Raw genomic sequence first — 20,944 nt, forward strand, 5'->3', positions numbered from 1 at the left:
GACCGGTCAGCCTTTGAGCTTCTGGAACTTGGCCATCAGCTCGTCCTTGGTTTCGACCCGATCGGGATCCTTGATACAGGCATCCACCGGGCAAACCGAGGCGCACTGCGGCTCATCGAAATGGCCCACGCATTCCGTGCACTTGTCGGGGTCGATGACGTACCGTTCGTCGCCCGCACTGATGGCTTGGTTCGGGCATTCGGGTTCGCAGGCGCCGCAGTTGATGCATTCCTCGTTGATCAAGAAAGCCATAACATCCTCCTCAATAAATTGCTGGTTCTCAGCGAAAATCCGGTCGATTGAGCTTGAGCATCGCCTCGTATCCGAAAAACGTCTGCCCGTATTCCTCGGCAAGTCTCCGGTAGAGATCGTCGGCCAAGCTCTTTTCGCCGTTTTTTTCCAGGGTTTCGGCATATTCATAAAGCACGGCATCCAGAGGAAAACCGCGCGGCCTCTCCCGTTCGAGTCTGCGGTAAATCTCCATGGCCGGTTCGTATTCGCCGCGGAGAACATGGATCCGGGCCTGAAGAAGCCGGGCTTGAGCGGAGACAAGATCCCGGCGTGTCCCGGAAACGAGGGCCGCATAGGATTCCGCCTGATCCAGGTCTCCTCTTTCCAGCCAATATCCGGCCAGGTGGAGATATCCGACCCGGGCATAGCGGCCGCGGCCGGAAAGCTCTTTGAGCTTCTCGAGCCCGGCTTCATCGAGTTCTTCCGCTTCCGTCACGCGGATGATCTCTCCCAGGATCCGGCTCTGTTTTTTCGCCTGTTGCGCCTGAACGACGACCAGAAGAGCATAGGCGGCGACCAGAATCAGGACGACGCCCAGGGCGGTCAGCATTTCCTTTTTCCATTCCCGGGCAAACAGGTAAAGACGGTTCAGTCCGGCAACGAACCCGTCTTCCTTGAGCTGATGTCTTTCCGTACGTTTCATCGTTGACTCCTCGCTCCGCGAGTCCCTCAGGTTAGCACAACCGGGGACGAAAACCAAGACGGCCGCTTCCGCACCGGGCATCCGGCTTCCGGGCGCGGGATGGCACCCCTGCCCGGACTCGAACCGGGGACACATGGATTAGGAATCCATTGCTCTATCCATACTGAGCTACAGGGGTACCTTGCGTTTTCAGCCGCCATCACTATAGCCCAATCCCGGCTCTTTTTCAATCCGGCGCCTGTCGCCCCGCCGCGCTCAATCGGCGGTTTTCCGGAAGAGGTAAACAAGCTTTTTCAAGGCGATATCGCTCCTTAAAAAAATAAGGGCGGCGCTACAGCCTCATGCCTTCCGCGGCAGCCAATGTCCGGGGGAACTCCCGCCGCGCGGATTCGAGAAGAGCCTCCACTTGCTCGTCGGAATGATCCGGATTCCAGTGGGACAGCACCAGATGCCCGACGCCGGCCGCCCGGGCCAGCCGCGTTCCTTCAAGCCAGGTGGAATGTCCCCACCCTTTTTTTCCCTTGTTGTATTCTTCAGGGGTATACGTCGCATCATAGACAAGGTGATCGGCACCTCGGGCCAAGATCGCCAGAACTTCGTCCACGCCCGTGTCCGGGTGTTCGGTGTCCATCGCCATAACCACACTCGCGCCGCCCGCATCGAGGCGGAACGCCGTGCTTCCCTGAGGATGGCGCAGGGGGCAGGACGAGAATCGGACATCGGCGATCTCGAGGCCCTCTTCGAACTTCCGGAATGTCTTGCGGCAGGGTGTCTCATCGAGATCCAGGGGGAATGCCCGCCCTTTCATCAGACCGGCCAGGATCTCCCGCGTTTCCTCAGGATCGGTTGCCGCCAGGACCGTGAGTTCGGTCCGGGAGGAATAGAGCGGAGCGAAGAAAGGGAACCCGATGATGTGATCGAGATGGAAATGGGTCAAGAACAGAAAAACCCGGAGATCCTTCCCGGAGGTTTCCCTCATCAATCGATCCCCGAGGGGCCGGATTCCGGTTCCGGCGTCGATGATCGCAACGGCCTCCGAAGACAGGCGCCGGGACGCGCAGAGCGTGTGTCCGCCGTAGCGGATCTTGTCTTGTCCCGGCGACGGGAACGTCCCCCGGACTCCCCAGAATTCGATCCCTATGGACATGCGTCATTTCTCCTTCAGGACGAAGACCCCGTCCCAATCTCCGGACGGCGGATCATTCAGCAACGCGCGGCAACGCGCGGCGAAGACCGCCGCCGCGGGATCGCCCTCCAAACCCAGAAAGCCCTCCAGGGCGGACTCGAAACGGCGCGCCCGGTAGTCCGCCAGGGCGGCGGCATAAGCTGCCGAGCGCGCGGCCGTGTCCGGTGAAAGCCGCCCCGGTTCTCCCAGCGGCTCGAAGATCCGGACGGGAACGCTTTTCCCGATCACCCGGATTTGATCGATTTCCCGGAAGAGATAGCCGGCGCCGGCCGGACGGACGGTTTCTTCCCCGGCGAGGATGGGCACACCGTAATGTTTACAGACGCCCTCCAGCCGCGAAGCCAGGTTCATGGTGTCGCCCATGGCCGTATAGTCGAACCTGTTCCGGGATCCCATGTTGCCCACGACGGCGGGGCCGGAATTCAGTCCAATACGCATGGCGACATCGCATCCGAACCGCGCCTTGAATTCCGGACGGATCTCCGCCAGGCGCCTCTGGCATTCCCCGGCGGCCCGGCAGGCCCGGAGAGCATGGTCGGGCTGGTCGAGAGGGGCGTTCCAGAAGGCGATGATGGCGTCGCCTTCGTACTTGTCCAGAGTGCCGCCCTCGGCCAGAATGATGTCCGTCATCTCCGACAAATAGGCATTCAGCAGGGCGACGAGTTCGTCCGGCGACAGCTTTTCGGCGATCGACGTGAACCCGGCCACGTCGGAAAAGAAGGCGGTGATCTCCCGTCTCTCTCCACCGAGAGCGAGGAGAGACGGGTCGCGAATGACCCTGTCGATGACATCGGGACTGAGGTAATAACGGAAAGCGCTTTTAATGAACCGCCTCTGCCGTCCCTCGATGCCGTAGTTGAGGAGCGCGGCCGACAGGAAAGCGATGATGACGGCGGCGGACGGCGCCGCCGCCTCCATCCACCAGCCCGAACGGAAGGCCGCCGCAGCCGCCAGTCCGGGAAGAGCCAGGGCGACGGGGAAAAACAACCCGGCCCAGACGATCTTGACAATGAGCGACGTTCCAATGCCGGCGACGAGGGCGAATGCGATGATGGTCATGAATGAAACCCAGGCCGGAGGAAACCGGACGAAATCCCCCCGGACGAGGTTGTCGGCGGCCGTGGCCAGAATATCCATGCCGTGCGTGACGGCGCCGAAGGGGCCGGGCCGGAAATCGAAGAGCCCGGCGGCCGTCGTCCCGACGACGACGGTTTTTCCGGCGAATTCCCGGGGATCGATCTGGGGAGGTTTCCCCTCTTCCATGAGCGCTTGCGAATTGATGACGGCAGCCGCGGAATACTTCCGGTAGGTCCCCGAAGGCCCGTGGTATTTCAGGATGAGGCATCCGGAGCGGTCCAACGGGATGCGGGAGAGATCGACGCCTCCCATCAGAAAATCGGCAAGCCTTAGCGGGAGCGACGGCAGAACGATATCCCCGAATCGTCCGGCCAGGGGAATTCTTCGATAAATCGCGTCGCCGTCGGGTCGAAACTGGACATTTCCCAGGCCGGCCGCGGCCCTGGCCAGGGGTTCGATGGGCAGGACAACCGCGGTCGCTTCCGGAACGAGGGCTCGGCGCGGGATGCGGCTTCCGAGGTCCAGGGCTCGAAGTTCCCCCTCTCTTTCCGAGAGATAGGGAGCGGGCTCACCCCCGCTCATGAACAGAGGGAGAAACACATTCTCCGACTCGGCCATCGCCGCCGCCAGCGATGCGTCATCCTCGTCACCGTATCCGGACCCTTCGGAAAAAATCAGGTCGAAAAAGACGGCCGCGGCGCCGCCGGTCCTCAGAAAATCCACCAGAGCGGCGTACATCTGGCGCGGCCACGGCCAGGGAAGTCCCTGCTCTCCGGCATAAAGATCCAGGCTATACTGATCGATTTCGATGCCGACGATATCCTTCGAGGCCCGGTCGGCATCCGACAGGAGCCTGAGTCTCAGGTCCCAGGATTTCCACTCGAGATGGTCGAAAACATGGAGAGCGGCCAGAACGGCGATCACGATTCCGGCGGCCGTACCGACGGCGGCGCCCCGCAGGATTTTTCGATTCATCCCGGTCCGCCGCGGCGCCTACTTCAGGTTTTTCATGGCCAGGGCAAAACGTTGGGATCGAACATCGGCCCCGGCCGGTGACGGCTCGGGAAGAGGGGCGATGTGTTTGCCGGCCCGATCGATGCGTTGTTTCGGTGTCGGGTGAGTCCGGTACCAGCCTCGCCCCTCGGAATCGGCGGACCGGTCTTCAATCGCCTGAAGAAGATCGGGGAGAGCCAGGGGATCGTAACCCGTTCCGGAAGCGAACCGGACGGCCAGCGCGTCGGCTTCATATTCATACTTTCTGTCATAACCGCGCTCAACGAGACTCTCCACGATATCGCCGAGAACATCCTCGAACACATCGGTCAGTTGGGCCAATTCCTGCGGTCCGTAACGCCGGGCGACCTCGGAACCGATGACCTTGAAGGCATCGACCAGCCTGGATTTTTTGATGGATTGCAGGCCGTGGCGGGCGGTGACGTGCCCGATTTCGTGGGCCAGGAGGACGGCCAGCATGTCCTCGTCGCGGCAAAGCCGCAAAAGACCCTTGGAAACAAAAACGAATCCGCCCGGAGCCGCCAGGGCGTTGACCTCGTCCGTGTCGAGAACCAGGAACCGGTAGCCGGCGAAAGTCTCCGGACGGTCCGAATTCCAGGCGATGGCCGTTCCCAGGAGATTCAGATACTGGGTCAGTTCGCGGTTTTCATAGGCGGGGTAACGCGCCAGAATCAGGGCGGCCACGGCCCGGCCGATATAGTATTCCTCCTCGTCCGTGATTTCGGCGAACGTCGATCGCAGGGCTTGCGTTGTTTTGCCGACGGTTTGCCGGTCGGCCGACGAGATCGGGCTTTTGTCTCCGGCAAGATCCAATCCCTGGTCGATGACGGAGCACCCCGACAAAATGAGAGACCCGAGAACGACCGCCGAAACCGACAGCTTCAGGTCTCTCATCGGGATCCTCCCTCGACGTCGAGGCGGCCTTTTTTGAGGAAAGCCAGAACGGCCTCCGGAGACACCGCGATTTTCAGCATTCGTTCCACGGCGTCATAATCGGCGCCGGTGTTCCTGGCTTTGTAACTGTCTTCGACCTGCTTGTTGAAGCCCTTTCCGGCCAGGGCGACCTCTCCGGCCGTGGCCTGGGTTTTGAGGCCCTTATCCATGGCCGCAAGCTTGAATTTCCGGGCTTCGACGGCGCTTTCATGCACCCAGCCGGTCACTCCGGCGGTGTTCCTGGCCTGGATCCAGGCTCCCTCGGCGGAAATCCGCTCCAGCGTCTCTCCCTGGCGGAGGGTTGCAACCGACGCGGCATAGAACTTGGGCTCGCGCCGGAGACTCGTTGTCTGGACTTTGATGACGAGCGTCTCCGCGATCAATAAGGCTGCGGCCGCGGCCAGAACCGCGATAAAGGCCGCTATGCGGACGGACCGTTTCATCTCAACCTCCTGTCTTCCGTTTCAATATATGACTAATGAGAAATCGCTGTCAATTAAAAAGGCCGCGAAACCCGAAACGCTTGATTTGGACGGACGATTCTTTTATGATGGACTTCCCATGAAAATGAAAGCCATGATTCCGATGGCCGCCGGCTGGTTCGTCCCGGGTCTGGGCCATATCGTCCAGAAAAAAACATCCCGTGGGCTGATCTTTTTCGGCGCCGTCGCCGCCATGACGGCCCTGGGGCTGGCGATGGGGGGACGGGTTTACGGCCTGCAGACTGAAAACCCCCTGACCGTTCTGGCCTTTTTCGCCGATCTGGGCAACGGGCTCTTTTATTTCCTCGCCCGTCTGTTTTCGATCGGCGGCGGCACCCTGGAAAAGACGACCTTCGAATTCGGCACGGCCTACATCGCCGGAGCGGGCCTCCTGAATTACCTCATCGCCATCGACGCCTACGACATCGCCGCCGGGAAAAAGACATGATCCTGTTCCAAAGCCACCTCCTTTCGATGATCGTCTATGCGTTTTTCGTCTCTCTCGTCCTGGCCCTTCTCCGCCGCAACGACACGCGAAGCCGTATCCGTTACGGCCTGACCCTATTCGCGATCATGGCCGCCGGAGCCCTTGTGTTCGGATGGTTCATGGCGCTTTTCATCCGCTGACGGGATGATCGAACTTTTTCATATCTCGAAACAGTATCAAAAGCCCAACTGGGCTCTTTCCGACATCACTCTGCGCATCGAGAGCGGGGACTTCGTCTTCATCGCCGGGCCCAGCGGCTCCGGAAAAACAACGCTTCTCAAGATCATTTTCCGCGAACTGCTGCCGACCGAAGGCCAGATCGTTGTCGACGGCGTGAACATCCTCAAAATCCCCAACAATAAAATCTATCTCCTGCGGCGGAAAATGGGCATTGTGTTCCAGGACTTCCGGCTTCTCTTCCACCGCAGCGTTTTCGAGAACGTGTCCATCCCTCTCCAGGTCGCCGGAACGCCCCGCAAGGAGATCCGCCGCATGGTTTTCAACACCCTGCGCAGCGTCAACCTCCATCAGAAAATGTGGGAATTCCCTCAGCATCTCTCCTATGGGGAACAGCAGCGGGTGGCCATCGCCCGGGCCCTGGTGAACAATCCCCGGATCATTCTGGCCGACGAACCGACGGGCAACCTGGATCCGGGTCTGGCCTTCGAAATCGTCAGCCTGTTCCGGGATATCAACCGAAAAGGAACGACCGTCATCATCGGCAGCCATGACCGCGAACTCATCCGCCACTTCGGCAGCCGCATCCTGTTTCTCCAGAAAGGAAAGCTTCTCGGCCAAGAGGCATCCCCATGATCCGCCGCATCCGCTATTTCATCCGGGCGACTGCCGGCAGCCTCTGGCAATTCCGAACCCGGAACTTTTTTTCGGTGGCCATCATCTGCCTGTCGTTCCTGACCCTGGGGGTGTTTCTGTCCGTGGCCAATAACCTCCGCCAGGCGGCCCAGGTTCTGGCGGACAACATGACCGTGACGTTTTTCATCGGCGCCGATGCCGGAAAATCAGACATCGACGAGATCGAACGCCGGATCCGGACCTTCGATATGGTCGATGAGGTTCACTTCATCCCGGCGGCCCTGGCCCTCGAGCGGTTCCGGGAAACCTTCCCCGAACTCCGGGACATCGTGGAAAGCCTCGATGTGAATCCCTTCCCGCCCTCGTTCGACGTCCGGATCCGGGGGGAGAGATCCCAACCCTGGGGTTTCCGGGGTTTTGTCGACGAAATCCGCATGCACAAGGACGTCGAGGACGTCCAATTCAATCAGGACATCGTGGACAAAATGCAGTCGCTCGGACGCGTGGCCCAGGCCATCGGATTTTTCCTCGGCGGGATTCTCGTCCTGGCGTCATTTTTCATCATCTCCAACGTCATCAAGCTCAATGTCTTCGCCCGGCGGAACGAAATCGAAATTCTGCGCCTTGTCGGAGCCACAAACACATTCATCCGGATTCCCTTTCTTCTGGAGGGTCTGGTTCTGGGCATCTCCGGCAGTCTCCTGGCCCTCGCCCTTTTGCTGTTGACGATCAAGCTCTTTCCCCTTTATATCGGGACGTCCGTGGGCGCCCTGCAGGACATTCTGAACCTGCGTTTTCTGATGCCCTCTCAGGCGGCGGGACTTGTTGCCGCCGGTGCGGGGATCGGGCTGTTGGGGAGCAGTACCTCCCTCTCACGCTTCCTCAAAGTCTAGCCGAGGTCGTGCGCTGAAATGCCGGGATTCATTATTTTCTCTTTTTTCCGGCATTTCAGCCCTACTGGCGAGCCGATCTTACCGCATCGATTTCGTCCCGGCCTGCTTGACGTAGGCTCACTACGCCTGCGCAGTCCGCTCCTTATCGCTACGGCAACCTCGACTCGCGCACGACCTCGGCTCGCGCACAACCCCGGCTCCGAGGCCATACCGAACAACTGAGGCTCGTGAATAACGATCTTGCGGCGGCGATTGACAGTCCGGACCATCTGTCCTAGAATTTGGAGGATATGACCGGCGTCGGCGGCGAGCTTCGTAAAGAACGGGAATCCCGAAACATCCTGCTTCAGGACATCTCCCATTCGACCAAAATCGTCCTCCGTTATCTGGAGGCTCTTGAGGACGATCGTCTGGACAGAATTCCCGGTGCGTTTTTTGTCAGGGGCATCATCCGGACTTATGCCCAGGCGATCGGTCTGGACCCGCAGGCCGTTCTCGAAAAATACCGCGAATCCGGACTTTTGAAAGACATCGAGGACGAGGAGGAGGCCGAAAAACATCGGGAATCCTCCCCCGTCCCGGGCCGGCAGAGGCTGATAGTTTCGATCGGAGCCGGCCTGGTTCTGGTGGCCGCGTCCCTTCTGCTCTTTTTCTCCCTAAAATCGAAAAAAGACGCGCCGGCGGATGACCCGGCGATCTTCGCCGCGCCGCCCGCCGCGGCGGAACCCGCCCCGGCCGATTATCCCGCCGCCGGACTCATTGAAGAACCGGACGAGGAAAGCGGACTCGTTTTCGAAGCCTCTTTCCGCCAGGAAACCTGGATCCAGGTCTATGCCGACGGCCTGATCGAGGTCAACGGCATCCGCCTGCCGGGGGCAACCAGCCGGGTTCACGCCGAGAAAGAACTGTTGATCCATCTTGGAAACGCCGGCGGCTTTGACTACACGCTCAACGGCCGCCGGGGTCGGAGCTTCGGCAGATCGGGAGCCGTCGTCAAGAACATTCTCATCACGCCGGAAAACATGAGCGATTTCCTGGCCGATCCCGAACCCGAAAAGAACGGGAAGCCGAGCCTGCGCCCATGACCCCGGCCAAGAAAAAGGGACCCCGTCTTGTCGGCGCCGTCATCGTCCTGCTCATCCTCCTGTTTTTCACGATCGAGTTCTTCATCCGGGAATCCCAGGAGTTTTCCCCGACGGGCGTGACCCGGATCCTGTTGTCCTCCCTCCAGATCATCGTCATCCTTCTCGGATTGATCCTCTTCGTCATTCTCGGCCGCTATATGGCCAAGCTTTACCTCGAACGAAAACGGCGGGTTCTGGGCGCCCATTTCCGGACCAAGCTGGTCATGTTCTTCATCGCCCTGTCCTTCATTCCCACGGTTCTTCTTTTCATCTTCGCCTCGGACTTCGTCAGCCGGAACATCGAACATTGGTTTCAGACGCCTCTCGACAAGATCCTCGACGACACCCGCGGTCTGGCCGAGGGCTTCTACACAAGCGGCGAGGAGATCACCCTCCATCACGCCCAGCAGCTCGCCCGGGTCATCCGCTCCCGCAAACTCATCCAGCCCGAAAACCGGCCCGCCCTGAGGGACTTCATCTGGGAAAAACTCAAGGAATATCAACTGGATGAAATCAGCATTTTTCTCGACGACGAGGAGCTGTTTTCCTACCTCAATCCCAATCTTCCCCTCCGCTATTACCGGGATCTCAAAACGAACATCGTCAAGCGCGCCCAATTGGGCGAAGACCTGAGAAGCATCGAACCCATGGGCTCCGGAGAAATGATCCGCCGGGGAACGGCCTTCCAGATCGCCGGCATCGGAAACGTCCTGGTGGCCACGGGCAAATATCTGCCCGAAAACTATGCCCAGAGAATTTCCAACATCAACTCCTACGTCCAGCGCTACCGGCTGGGCAAAACCCAGAAAAACCCGGTCAAATCCTTCTACTTCATGACCCTGGTGTTCATCACCCTGCTCATCATCTTCGCCGCAAGCTGGATCGGCTTTCAACTGGCCAAGAGCATCACGGTTCCCATCGAGAAACTGGCCCATGCGACCAAGGAGGTGTCGCGGGGCAACCTCGACGTCCGGATCGAGGATCCTGCATCCGACGAGATCGGCTTTCTCATCGAATCGTTCAACCAGATGACATCCGACCTCCGCGACAGCCAGCAGAACATCGCCCGCCAGACAAACGAGCTGGAAAGCCGCAAACAATACATCGAGACCATCCTGAACAAGATCAGCACAGGCGTGATCGCCCTCGACGGCGGCGGAACGATCACCACCATCAATCCCTCGGCGCGGGAGATGCTGGGCGTATCCGACGCCGACGTCATCGGCCGAGGCTACGCCGAGATTCTGGGCCCGGCGGCTTTCTCCGAGATCCGGAAAAACATCGATTGGGGGATGAAAAACAAGCGCCATTTGCCGCATCGGGAAATCACATTCTCCTCCAACGGGCGGGTGACGCATCTGGCCCTGTCGCTGTCCCCGCTCCGGCAGGGCCCCAACGATTTCTCAGGATTGATCGTCGTTCTCGACGACCTGACCCAGCTCATCAACACTCAAAAAATCGCCGCCTGGAAGGAAGTCGCCCAGCGCGTCGCCCACGAAATCAAGAACCCCCTGACCCCGATCCAGCTTTCGGCCGAACGCATCATCAACAATCTGAACCGCGACGAAACCGCCCGCCCCGACGTCATCGCTCAGGGCGCCCGGACCATCATCCAGGAGGCCCGAACCATCAAGTCCCTGGTCGACGAATTTTCGAACTTCGCCCGCATGCCCAAGATCCAGCCCCAACCGTCTCATCTCCATGCCATTCTGGATCAGACGATCGCCCTGTTCAAGGGCATCTTCTCCGAAATCGACTTCGACGTTCACTACGCCGCCGATATTCCTTCTCCGATCTCCGTGGACCCGGAACAGCTCAAACGGGCCGTCATCAATATCCTCGACAACGCCATCGACGCCATGAATAAGAAGGGAAGGATTTCCATCGTGACCTCGTTCGACGCCGCGGAAAACCGGGTCAACATCGCGATCAGCGATTCCGGTCCGGGCATCGCCGTCGACGACAAGTTCAAACTCTTCCTTCCCCATTACTCGACAAAGAAACGGGGCACGGGACTCGGCCTGGCCATCGTCAACCAGATCGTCCAGGAGCACAACGGTTCCGTCGATGTCGAAAACATCCGGCCGCACGGCGCCAAATTCATTCTGCGGATCCCGGCATGAAAGAATCCGATATGAGCCAGGAAAAAATCCTTGTCATCGACGACGAATCCAGCATCCGGTCTTCCCTCCAGGGCATTCTGGAAGACGAGGGGTATCTCGTCAAAACCGCGGAGAGCGGCGAAGACGGGTTGGAGATGCTTCGGAGTGAATCCTTCGACGCCGTCCTCCTCGACGTCTGGCTGCCCTCTCTCGGCGGCATCGAAGTCCTCCAGAAGATCCTGACGTCCGAGGAGGCTCCCCAGGTCATCATGATTTCCGGCCACGGCACCATCGAAACCGCGGTCAAGGCCGCCAAACTCGGCGCTTACGATTTCCTGGAAAAACCCCTGTCCCTCCAGAAGGTCGTCATCACCGTTCAAAACGCCCTCCGGCGCCGGAAACTCGAGGAGGAAAACCTCCGGCTTCGGGAAAAGGTCCGGGGACGCTTCCCGCTCATCGGCCGCAGCCCGGGCATCCAGAAGCTGCGCCAGGATATCGAGCGCGCCGCGCCGTCCAACGGCCGCGTCCTGATCACCGGAGAAAACGGAACCGGAAAGGAACGCATCGTCTACCTCATCCACCAGCAAAGCCGCCGCCGGGACAAGAAGCTCGTCGAGATCAACTGCGCCGCCATCCCCGACGACCTGATCGACAACGAGCTTTTCGGCTGTTTTCAGGACAACGGCGGGCCTCGAGCCAAAGACAAGAAAGGCAAGTTCCTGATCGCCGATCGGGGAACGCTGTTTCTGGACGAAATCGGAGACATGAGTCTCAAGACCCAGTCCCGCCTTGTGCAGGCCATTGAGGACGGAAAAATCGAACCGTCCGGAGCTCCGGAACCCATCACGGTCGATGTCCGCATCATCGCGGCCTCCAGCCGCAATCTCCGGGAGGCCATCGCCAAGGGACGGTTCCGCGAAGACCTCTTTTTCAAACTCAACGTCATTCCCCTGAACATTCCTCCGCTCCGGAATCGGGTCGAGGACATTCCGCTCCTCATCGAATATTTCCTGGATTATTTTTCCGCGGAATACGGCAAGCGGCCCAAAACCATGAGCCCCGAAGCCGAACGCGCGTTTCTGAACTATTCCTGGCCGGGCAACGTCAGCGAACTCATGAATGTCATCGAACGCTTCGTCATCATGGTCCCCGACGACGTCATCCAGGCCGGGCACCTCGCCCTCCTGGTCGAAACCCGGGAAACCGAGGCCGGGCCGGAGCTTGCCGGAAACCGCTCTCTGGCCGCGGCAACGGAGCAATTCGAGCGGACCACCATCCGGAATCACCTGCTGCGGAACGGCTGGGACGTGTCCCGCACGGCGCATGCCCTGAAAATCGAGGAGGGAACCCTCCGGAAAAAGATCGCCGATTACGGAATCACCCTCAGCGACTGATCCGGAAACCGCCCGCGATGCCCGCCGAACAGAGCGAATCCCTGATCCTCAGGACATTCCCCTTCGGCGAACAGGACAAACTGGCCGTCTTTTTCACTCGCGACAAGGGGGTTCTCCGCGGCGTGGCCAAGGGCGCCCGAAAATTCGCCAACCGTTTCGGAAGCAGCCTGGAGCCCATGTCGCTGGTCAAGGTCTTCTACCACGAGAAAGAGCGCCGGGATCTCGTCACCGTGACCGGCGCCGATCTCCAGGAATCCTTTTTCGACATTCAAAAAGACCCGGAGACCGCCTGCATCCTGTGTTATTTCGCCGAGCTCGTCGAGGAATTTTCTCCGTCGCGGGCCGGCGACAATCTTCTCTTTCGGCTCCTTCTCTCCGTCCTCCGCGCCGCGAAAAACGGCGGTGACGGAGATTTTTTGACTCTCTACTTCGAAACCTGGATTCTGCGGATCAACGGATTCCTGCCCGATCTGACCCGGTGCAAGGCCTGCCGAAAGCAAATCGGGGCCGGGAGGCTGTCGGCCGGGCGTGACGGCGTCTTCTGCGGATCCTGCGCGCCGCACCGCACGGAAAGCGTCGACGGCGGCCTATCGGAGATCGTCGGCTGGATTTTGAAGAATCCTCCGGGCGATCGACCGCCCGATTTTCCGGCCGGACGGCGGGAGGACCTGAGACGGACGCTTCGGGCTCTGATCGCCTTTCACCTGGAACGCGAACCCCGGTCCTGGCGATATCTGAAGACCTGAATCGATTTGCAAAGTCGATCCCGACAAGGGTAGAATAGGGATCATTAAAGGAGGTTTTCACATGAATCAAGAAGCTCAACCCGTCGCCGCACCCCCGGCGAAAAAAGGCATGAGTTCAGGCGCCAAGATCGCCATCGGCTGCGGAGTCGTGGCTCTGATCGCCGTTTTGGTCCTCGTCATCGGTCTTGTCACCGGCGGCGCCTTCCTGTTCAAGAAGGCCAAGGAAGCCGGATTCGATCCCGAACTGGCCAGAAGAAATCCGGGACTTGCGGCCGCCAAAATGGTCGTCGCCGCCAATCCCGAACTCGAACTCAAGGGCGTCGACGAAAAAGAGGGCACCCTGACCATCCGCAACAAGGAAACCGGAGAGACCGTCACGGTCAATTTCAAGGATATCGAACAGGGCAAGCTGTCGTTCAAGACGGACGAAGGCGAACTGACCTTCAGCGGCGATGAGTCCGGCGCCCAGGTGCAACTCCGCGACGAATCAGGAGAAACCCAGGTCATGGATTTCGGCGGAACGGCCGATGACTCAAGAATTCCCGAGTGGATCCCCCGCTATCCGGGAAAAATGAACGTCACGTTCACCATGAGTGAGAGCGGAGAACAGGCCGGACAGTTTACCATTGAAATGACGGGCGCTCTTGAAGACGCCCGCGACTTCTACGTCTCCGAACTCGAAGGGCAGGGATTCTCCGTTGAAGTCTCCTCCATGACTTTTGGAGAAACCCGGATGTTCAGTGTCACCGCCACCAGCGAAGACGCGAGTCGCGTTTTGACGGTGACCATTCAGGACATGGAGGGGAAGAAGACCATCATCAACAATTATCGAGTCAAGGAATAGCCGTGTCCGTCCGAAACGCCGAAGCCGTCTGGGAAGGCGGCCTGCGCGACGGCCGCGGAAAGCTGAAACTCGGGAGCGGGGCCTTCGAAGGCCCCTACACCTATCAATCCCGGTTCGAGGAGGAGGCGGGCACCAATCCCGAAGAGCTGATCGGGGCCGCCCTGGCCGGGTGTTTTTCGATGTTTCTAAGCGCCGTCCTGGGCAAAGCGGGGTTCGCGCCCCGGACCATCCGGACCTCGGCCAAAGTTCATCTGGAAACCGTCGGAGGCGGCCCCGCCGTCACCAAAATCGAGCTCGACACCCGGGCGGATATCCCCGGAATCGACGAGACGACCTTTCTGGAAAAAGCCCAGGCGGCGAAGGCGGGTTGTCCGGTTTCGCGATCTCTCACCGGGACGGAAATCGTTCTGACGGCCCGCCTCGAAAGCTGAATCATCCGCGGCCTCCGGCCTGAATTCCCGTCCGGTCTCCATCGAGGCCGGCCGGAACGCAAATCCGTGCGTTGAGGAGGAGAACGATGGGAATGCACGTCCCCCGCAAAATGCGTTTATTCACCGGAGGAGCGGCCGTTTTCGCCGCCGTTCTGCTCTTTGCCGCACCCGCAAAAATCCGGGACGTTCCTTTCGGAACGGGCGACTGGGATCCCGAATCCGGGCTGGGCAACCATCGGGCGGTCGTCCGCGTCCGGGAAAAAGCCGACGCCGTCCGCGTCCGCATTCCCTGGCGCCGTCCCGATCCTCATCCCGAACGCAAAGGCCTCATCGTCGTCGAGGGCACCACCGGATCGCGGATCGCCAACGTCTTCGGCCTCGATGTCAACAGGGAGTTCGGCGACATCGTCTTCGAGGCGCCCACCGCGAAGGCCGAATACTTCGTGTATTACATGCCCTATCAATCCGAGGGTCGAGTCAATTACCCTACAGTCAAATACCTCGAACCCGGCACCGGAACAGATCCCGCCTGGCTGGCCCGAAACGGCCTCGGCTGGGCACAGCCCGGTGAGATCGGCGATGACGTCTTCCCATGGGCAGAAGCTGTTGAAATCCAATCCGTGGATGCGTTCAACAGTTTCGATCCGATGGAAACGATCGCCACGTCCGCCGAAAAAGCCGCGATCCTGGCCGCGCATTCCGAGGCGGCCTATCTTGTTTTTCCCGAAGACCGGCGCTTCCCCATCCGCATGACGGACGACATTCCCATGCGCTGGGCGGCCCGGGGTCCCGGCGGCCGCTTTCAAGGAGAGGCGGCCCGCGGCGAATACTACACGTTCCAACTGGGCGTTTGGGCCGCCCGTCGGGACATCGGAACCATCGATGTCGCATTTTCGGATTTCCGGCCGAAAAGCGGAGAAACGGCCGCCGGTCAGGCCGGGTCTGCGGCCGTGATTCCGGCCGCATCGGCCACTTGTTTCAATACGAAAGGCGTCAACTGGGATGGCCGGGATTTCCGGAAAGATGTCCGGGTGGACCGGGGCCGCGTCCAGGCGCTCTGGTGCGGTCTTCCCATCCCTCTTGATGCCGCACCGGGAGTCTATGAGGGAACGGTCACGATCGCCGCGGAGGGTGCGCCTCGAACCGAAATTCCCGTGGAAATCCATGTCACCGGCGAAACCCTTCCCGATGCGGGCGACAGCGAACCCTGGCGCCATTCCCGGCTCCGCTGGTTGAATTCCCGAATTGCTTTCGACGACGGCATTGTTCCTCCCTTCACTCCGGTTGAAGTCCGCGGCCGGACGGTTCGCATTCTCGGCCGCAGCCTGGTCGTCGGGGACACGGGATTTCCCGAAAAGATCCAAAGTTATTTCACCCCGGAAGTCACCGGCATCGGCCGAACGGCGAGAGAACTGATCGCCTCGCCCGTTGAACTCATCGTCAGAGATTCGATCGGACTGCCCCTGCCGTGGAAAACCGGCCGCGTCCGCATCACCGGAAAACCTCCGGGCGCGGCGGTCTGGCAGGCGGTGAACCGGGTCGGCGATCTCGAGATCTCGGTCGAGGCTCACCTTGAATTCGACGGTTTGGTCTCTTACCGCGTCGCCGTCCGGGCCGACCGCGAAGTCACCGTGGACGACATCCGCCTCGAAATCCCCCTGTCCCGTGATGCCGCCCGATACATGATGGGTCTGGGTCACAAGGGCGGCTTCATGCCCCGCACGTTCTCATGGACCTGGGATCAGAGCAAAAATCAGGACGCCCTCTGGGTCGGCGACGTCAACGCCGGCGTTCAGATTCAGCTCCGGGCCGAGAATTACCGGCGACCGCTGAACACCAATTTCTATCTCTCCCAACCTCTCAATCTCCCCCCATCCTGGTGGAACGAGGGCAAAGGCTGGGTGGCGGTGCGGCAGACGAGCGCAACGACGGTCGTCTGCGCCGCCTCATCCGGGCGGCGGACCTTGAACGCCGGCGAGACCCTTCATTTCGATTTCAATCTGCTTCTGACCCCGTTCAAACCTCTGGACACCGAAGGCCAATGGAAAACCCGGTATTACCATGCCTTCAAAACCCTGGACGAAGTGGCGGAAACCGGCGCCAACACGATCAATGTCCATCACGCCAATGCCGTCAATCCCTACATCAACTATCCGTTCCTGCGAACCGCAGAGATGAAAGCCTATATCGACGAGGCCCACACACGGGGATTCAAGGTCAAAATCTACAACACCATCCGCGAGCTTTCGAACCGGGCGCCGGAACTCTTCGCCCTCCGCAGCCTGGGTCATGAGATTTTCTCGCCGGGTCCCGGGGGCGGGTATTCATGGCTTCAGGAACACCTCCGCAGCGACTATATCGCCGCCTGGTTCGTTCCCGATCTCAAGGACGCGGCCGTCATCAACAGCGGCATGTCGCGTTGGCACAACTACTACCTCGAAGGGCTCGACTGGCTGACCAAAAACATCGGCATCGACGGCCTTTATATCGACGACCTGGCCTTCGACCGCACGACCATGAAGCGGGCCCGGAAAATCCTGGCCCGAAACCGCCCCGGATCGCTCATCGACCTTCACTCCGCCAATCAATACAATGAGCGGGACGGGTTCGCCTCGAGCGCCAACCTCTACATGGAACATTTTCCGTTTATCGACCGGCTCTGGTTCGGCGAGTATTTCGACTACGGATCCTCTCCCGATTACTGGATGGTCGAGCTTTCCGGAATTCCCTTCGGCCTCATGGGGGAAATGCTCCAGGACGGGGGCAACCCCTGGCGCGGCATGATCTACGGCATGACCAGCCGGCTGCCTTGGGCCGGCGATCCGCGGCCGATGTGGAAAGTCTGGGACGACTTCGGAATCCAGGGCTCGGAGATGATCGGCTACTGGTCGCCCCAATGCCCGGTCCGGACGGACCACCCGGCCGTTCCGGCCACGGTCTATCTGAAAAAGGGCCGGGCGCTCGTCGCCTTGGCCGGCTGGGCGGACGAACCCCTGACCTGCCCCCTGACCGTGGACTGGAAGCGCCTCGGCATCAACCCGGCCGCGGCCGTTTTCCGCTCGCCGGCGATCGAGGGTTTTCAGGAAGAGGCCGAGTTCGGGACACTTGAGGGCATCCCGCTCGAACCCGGCAAAGGGCGGCTTCTCATCATCGAGGCGAAGAGATAGAATCGCGATCCCATGCCTTCAGCCATGAATCCCTGGATCGTCCTGGCCGCCGTCATCGGTCCGGCCGTTTTCTGGATCGGCTATTTTTACTTCAAGGACCGGCGGCGGCCGGAGCCCATCGCCCATCTTTTCGAGGCCTTCGGATTGGGTTTTCTTGCGGCGTTTTTCTGCTTTCTGGCCTACGGTCTCCTGCCCCGGATCGGAATTCCGGGCAGTTTCCATGCCGTCGTTGCAGCGGGCGATCCCCTGACTCTTTTACTCTATTCCGTGGGCATTGTGGGTCTTCTGGAGGAAACGTTCAAGTTCATTCCCTTCGCCCTGGTCATTCTCCGGCTTCGGGCGTTCGACGAAAAAATCGACGGTGTCATCTACGCTTCGGCCATCGCCGTCGGCTTCGCCAGTTTCGAAAACATCGGCTATCTTCCCTTTATGAAAGGCTGGGAGCTCGTCGGGAGAGCCATTGCTTCTCCCCTGACCCACACGATTTTCGCCTCCATCTGGGGATACATGGTCGGCGTGGCCAAGATCAAGGGAAAACCCCTGGCCGGACCGGCCGCGGCGGGCGTTGCCCTTTCGGCGATTGTTCACGGCCTGTTCAATTTTCTGACGATATCGCCTTCCCTGCGCGGATTGTCCGCGCTTCTCATCCTGGTCATCTGGATCTGGGTCATCCGGCTTCTCGAAAAGGAGGGCCGGCGGGCCTCCCGCGATGCCGCCGCTTAGCTTTCAGATCCGCGGACCTTCCGGGATCGTTCTCTCGTAATAGCTGAAGATCATCTCCCAAGCTTCCTCGGGTGTTTCCGCGTAGTGAAACAGGGCGATATCCTCGGAGGCGATGACGCCCTCATCGACGAGAGCGTGGAAATTCACGATGCGCTCCCAGAAGCAGCGGTTGAAGAGGATGATGGGGATGGCCGGCATCTTGCGCGTCTGAATGAGGGTCAACGTTTCGAAGAGTTCGTCCAGGGTGCCGAATCCTCCGGGAAAGGCCACCATGGCCCGCGCCCTCAGGAGAAAGTGCATCTTGCGGATGGCGAAATAATGGAAATTGAAGCACAGCTCAGGGGTGATGTAGGCATTGGGCGCCTGTTCATGCGGCAGGGTGATATTGAGTCCGATGCTCTTGGCGCCTGCCTCCCAGGCGCCGCGGTTTCCGGCTTCCATGATGCCCGGACCGCCGCCGGTCACCACCACGAATTCCCGAAAGCCTTTGCCCTCCGGAAGCTGACCGGCTTCGGAAGCGATTCGGGAAAAGGCGCGGGCAGCCTCATAATACTGGGCATGCTCAAGACTTTTTGCGGCCCGTTCCACGGCGCGGCGGGCGGCGCGGTCGTCCGGATTGCGGGCCAGATCTTCCTTCTCCGCATCCCATTTCGCCCGGGCGGTTTCGAGATCCGAACACCGGGCGCTTCCGAACACGACAATCGTCGAGACGATATGCTGTTCGTTCTGCAGCAACTCGGGCTTGAGAAGTTCGAGCTGCAGCCGCACGGGGCGCAGGTCGTCCCGGTTTAAGAAATCAACGTCCTTGTAGGCCTTGATGTAGGCCGGAGCGCGAAGAAGATCCTCGACTTTGGGGATAGGGTTTTTCATTCGGATTCTCCTTCCCGGGAGATGGGGTGGTGGAGCTGATGGGACTTGAACCCACGACCTCTTGACTGCCAGTCAAGCGCTCTCCCAGCTGAGCTACAGCCCCGTTCCCGAAGTTCTCCAAGTTTACAGAATCCGGGTTTCCCCGTCAAGCGAAATCACCTATAATCAATGCCGGAGCCGAAATGAAAAACATCCGGAGACCGCGAATCGTGGTCGCGGGAAGCGCCAATACGGACATGATCGTCCATGTTCCCCACATCCCAAAGCCGGGCGAAACCGTGCTCGGATCGGAATTCCGGACGGCGGCCGGAGGCAAGGGCGCGAACCAGGCTGTGGCCGCGGCCCGGGCCGCGGGCGGCGGTTGCGAGGTCGTCTTTATCGGCCGCGTCGGTGACGACGCTTTCGGGAAAAACGCTCTCAAGGGACTGGCCCGGGAAAACATCCGGACCGATTTCCTGACAACGGATGAAAACTCGCCCTCCGGCGTCGCCTTGATCGCGGTCGACGGCAAGGGCGAGAATGCCATCGCCGTCGCTTCCGGCGCAAACGCCGCAATCTCCGCATCCGATATGGAACGCGCGTCGGATATCATCGCAGAGTCCTCGCTCCTTCTCGTTCAGCTCGAAATCCCCCTCCCCGCCGTCGTCCGCGCCGCGGAGATTGCCGCCGCAAACGGCGTGCCCGTCATGCTCAATCCGGCGCCCGTTCCGCCGGCCGGGATCGGAGACGATCTCCTCCGGAATATCGCCTGGCTGACGCCGAACGAGACGGAAGCGGAGACCCTATCAGGAATCCGGTTCGGCGCTCAGAGTGAATCCGATGCGGCGGCGGATGCGCTTCTGGATCGGGGCGTGGATGCCGTACTTATAACCTTGGGCGCCGGCGGTGTCTTCGCCGCATCCGGAAAGGAGCGGTTCCATTTCCCGGCCTTTCCCGTTCAGGCGGTGGACACGACCGCGGCGGGCGATGTCTTCAACGGCGCGCTGGCCGTCGCCCTCGTCGAAGGAAAAACCCTCCACGAGGCGGTACGCTTTGCAAGCGCCGCAGCCGCCCTGTCCGTGACCCGTCCGGGCGCCCAGCCCTCCATCCCCGGTCGCGCCGAAATCAACGATTTTCTCGCCGGACATCGTTGAGTCGCCGGCATCCTTATGCAAATCATAAAAATTCCGACAATTTTGTCGACCTATCAACAAGCTTGTCGGCCTTATCACATTTCAAGAAACACAAGGCATTGATTTTATTTACTTTATGATTTGGCACGCAACTTGCTTTAAATTGGGTCTCGAGATTAGAATGAAAGGAGGCTCAACATGAGCGCAAAACACATCGCGGCCATCGCCGGACTTCTCCTGATTCTGGGAGCGGGTTGGGCGCAGGCCGGAGAACAGACCAAGGCTCAGTCCAGGCATCAGGTTCGGAACATGTTCATTGACCAGAACGGCGACGGGATCAACGACTTCATTCGGGACCATGACAATGACGGCATCCCGAACTGCCAGGATCCGGACTGGAACCGGCCCGAGGACGGAACCGGTTATCAAAACCGGCACATGAAAGGTTCCGCAAACCAGTTCGGAAACAGAAAGGGTTTCCAGGGTAGCAGACAATGGAACAATTCTTCCTTCCGAAACGGGCAGAACGGTCTCGGCGGCGGAATTTGTGACGGGACGGGACCCAAGGGAAACGGCCTGCGCAAGGGCCGGGGCTGAATCGTCGACACCGGA

Annotated in this window: 21 protein-coding genes and 2 tRNA genes; 14 read left to right on the top strand and 9 right to left on the bottom strand. The window is 60.1% G+C overall.

What is annotated here, in order from left to right; translation table 11 throughout:
• Positions 1-6 precede the first annotated feature (6 nt).
• The 7 genes from SCM96_11205 to SCM96_11235 all read right to left on the bottom strand — a co-directional run bounded on the left by SCM96_11205 (position 7) and on the right by SCM96_11235 (position 5,587).
• A complete protein-coding gene (locus SCM96_11205) occupies positions 7-252 on the bottom strand; it encodes a YfhL family 4Fe-4S dicluster ferredoxin (GenBank protein MDW7761190.1) in 246 nt (81 codons plus the stop codon).
• 28 nt (positions 253-280) lie between these two features.
• Complete coding sequence (locus tag SCM96_11210; protein MDW7761191.1) at positions 281-934, bottom strand: tetratricopeptide repeat protein; 654 nt, start codon at positions 932-934, stop codon at positions 281-283.
• A 100-nt stretch (positions 935-1,034) separates the two neighbouring features.
• Positions 1,035-1,112: transfer RNA gene (locus SCM96_11215), tRNA-Arg, on the bottom strand.
• Positions 1,113-1,265: 153 nt separating this feature from the next.
• Positions 1,266-2,081 carry an MBL fold metallo-hydrolase gene (locus SCM96_11220; GenBank protein ID MDW7761192.1) on the bottom strand — a complete coding sequence of 272 codons (816 nt, stop codon included), beginning with the start codon at positions 2,079-2,081 and terminating at the stop codon, positions 1,266-1,268.
• A 3-nt stretch (positions 2,082-2,084) separates the two neighbouring features.
• Positions 2,085-4,172: an adenylate/guanylate cyclase domain-containing protein gene (locus SCM96_11225; GenBank protein ID MDW7761193.1), complete on the bottom strand. Its 2,088-nt coding sequence runs from the start codon at positions 4,170-4,172 to the stop codon at positions 2,085-2,087.
• Positions 4,173-4,190: 18 nt separating this feature from the next.
• Positions 4,191-5,105, bottom strand: coding sequence for a M48 family metalloprotease (locus SCM96_11230; GenBank protein MDW7761194.1), 915 nt, complete (start codon positions 5,103-5,105; stop codon positions 4,191-4,193).
• On the bottom strand, positions 5,102-5,587 hold the full coding sequence (locus SCM96_11235) for an SH3 domain-containing protein (GenBank protein ID MDW7761195.1): 486 nt from the start codon (positions 5,585-5,587) through the stop codon (positions 5,102-5,104). The genes SCM96_11230 and SCM96_11235 overlap by 4 nt, the downstream gene beginning before the upstream one ends.
• A gap of 118 nt (positions 5,588-5,705) precedes the next feature.
• Between SCM96_11235 and SCM96_11240 the strand changes: the two genes are divergently transcribed.
• The 12 genes from SCM96_11240 to SCM96_11295 all read left to right on the top strand — a co-directional run bounded on the left by SCM96_11240 (position 5,706) and on the right by SCM96_11295 (position 18,350).
• Entirely contained in the window at positions 5,706-6,074 is a 369-nt protein-coding gene (locus SCM96_11240) for a DUF6677 family protein (GenBank protein MDW7761196.1), read from the top strand.
• On the top strand, positions 6,071-6,253 hold the full coding sequence (locus tag SCM96_11245; GenBank protein ID MDW7761197.1) for a hypothetical protein: 183 nt from the start codon (positions 6,071-6,073) through the stop codon (positions 6,251-6,253). Before SCM96_11240 ends, SCM96_11245 begins: the two co-directional genes overlap by 4 nt.
• 4 nt (positions 6,254-6,257) lie before the next feature.
• Positions 6,258-6,926, top strand: a complete 669-nt coding sequence (gene ftsE / locus SCM96_11250; GenBank protein ID MDW7761198.1) for a cell division ATP-binding protein FtsE — start codon at positions 6,258-6,260, stop codon at positions 6,924-6,926.
• Positions 6,923-7,819: a permease-like cell division protein FtsX gene (locus tag SCM96_11255; protein MDW7761199.1), complete on the top strand. Its 897-nt coding sequence runs from the start codon at positions 6,923-6,925 to the stop codon at positions 7,817-7,819. Before ftsE ends, SCM96_11255 begins: the two co-directional genes overlap by 4 nt.
• A 290-nt stretch (positions 7,820-8,109) precedes the next feature.
• Positions 8,110-8,904, top strand: a complete 795-nt coding sequence (locus SCM96_11260; GenBank protein MDW7761200.1) for a DUF4115 domain-containing protein — start codon at positions 8,110-8,112, stop codon at positions 8,902-8,904.
• Positions 8,901-11,066 carry an ATP-binding protein gene (locus SCM96_11265; protein MDW7761201.1) on the top strand — a complete coding sequence of 722 codons (2,166 nt, stop codon included), beginning with the start codon at positions 8,901-8,903 and terminating at the stop codon, positions 11,064-11,066. The genes SCM96_11260 and SCM96_11265 overlap by 4 nt, the downstream gene beginning before the upstream one ends.
• The gene (locus tag SCM96_11270; protein ID MDW7761202.1) at positions 11,063-12,439 is read left to right on the top strand and encodes a sigma-54 dependent transcriptional regulator; all 1,377 of its coding nucleotides are present in this window, start codon (positions 11,063-11,065) and stop codon (positions 12,437-12,439) included. The genes SCM96_11265 and SCM96_11270 overlap by 4 nt, the downstream gene beginning before the upstream one ends.
• Positions 12,440-12,456: 17 nt before the next feature.
• The gene (gene recO / locus SCM96_11275; protein ID MDW7761203.1) at positions 12,457-13,185 is read left to right on the top strand and encodes a DNA repair protein RecO; all 729 of its coding nucleotides are present in this window, start codon (positions 12,457-12,459) and stop codon (positions 13,183-13,185) included.
• Between the two features lie 61 nt (positions 13,186-13,246).
• Positions 13,247-14,029: a hypothetical protein gene (locus SCM96_11280; protein ID MDW7761204.1), complete on the top strand. Its 783-nt coding sequence runs from the start codon at positions 13,247-13,249 to the stop codon at positions 14,027-14,029.
• Positions 14,030-14,031: 2 nt separating this feature from the next.
• Positions 14,032-14,460, top strand: a complete 429-nt coding sequence (locus SCM96_11285) for an OsmC family protein (GenBank protein MDW7761205.1) — start codon at positions 14,032-14,034, stop codon at positions 14,458-14,460.
• Positions 14,461-14,546: 86 nt separating this feature from the next.
• Entirely contained in the window at positions 14,547-17,627 is a 3,081-nt protein-coding gene (locus SCM96_11290) for a DUF6067 family protein (protein ID MDW7761206.1), read from the top strand.
• A 12-nt stretch (positions 17,628-17,639) separates the two neighbouring features.
• Entirely contained in the window at positions 17,640-18,350 is a 711-nt protein-coding gene (locus SCM96_11295) for a PrsW family glutamic-type intramembrane protease (GenBank protein ID MDW7761207.1), read from the top strand.
• Between the two features lie 3 nt (positions 18,351-18,353).
• On the opposite strand, the gene SCM96_11300 is transcribed toward SCM96_11295, so the two are convergent.
• Both SCM96_11300 and SCM96_11305 read right to left on the bottom strand, forming a co-directional pair.
• Positions 18,354-19,220, bottom strand: a complete 867-nt coding sequence (locus tag SCM96_11300) for a TIGR00730 family Rossman fold protein (GenBank protein MDW7761208.1) — start codon at positions 19,218-19,220, stop codon at positions 18,354-18,356.
• 27 nt (positions 19,221-19,247) lie between these two features.
• Positions 19,248-19,323 (bottom strand) — tRNA-Ala (locus tag SCM96_11305).
• Positions 19,324-19,402: 79 nt separating this feature from the next.
• Here SCM96_11305 and rbsK point away from each other — a divergent pair.
• Together rbsK and SCM96_11315 are read left to right on the top strand one after the other, a co-directional pair.
• Positions 19,403-20,353 (top strand): ribokinase, encoded by a 951-nt coding sequence (gene rbsK / locus SCM96_11310; protein MDW7761209.1) that lies wholly within the window; start codon positions 19,403-19,405, stop codon positions 20,351-20,353.
• 177 nt (positions 20,354-20,530) lie between these two features.
• The gene (locus SCM96_11315; protein MDW7761210.1) at positions 20,531-20,929 is read left to right on the top strand and encodes a hypothetical protein; all 399 of its coding nucleotides are present in this window, start codon (positions 20,531-20,533) and stop codon (positions 20,927-20,929) included.
• Positions 20,930-20,944 lie beyond the last annotated feature (15 nt).

The sequence above is a fragment of the Acidobacteriota bacterium genome (assembly GCA_033549365.1).
GTDB lineage: Bacteria > Acidobacteriota > Aminicenantia > Aminicenantales > Saccharicenantaceae > JAWSUF01.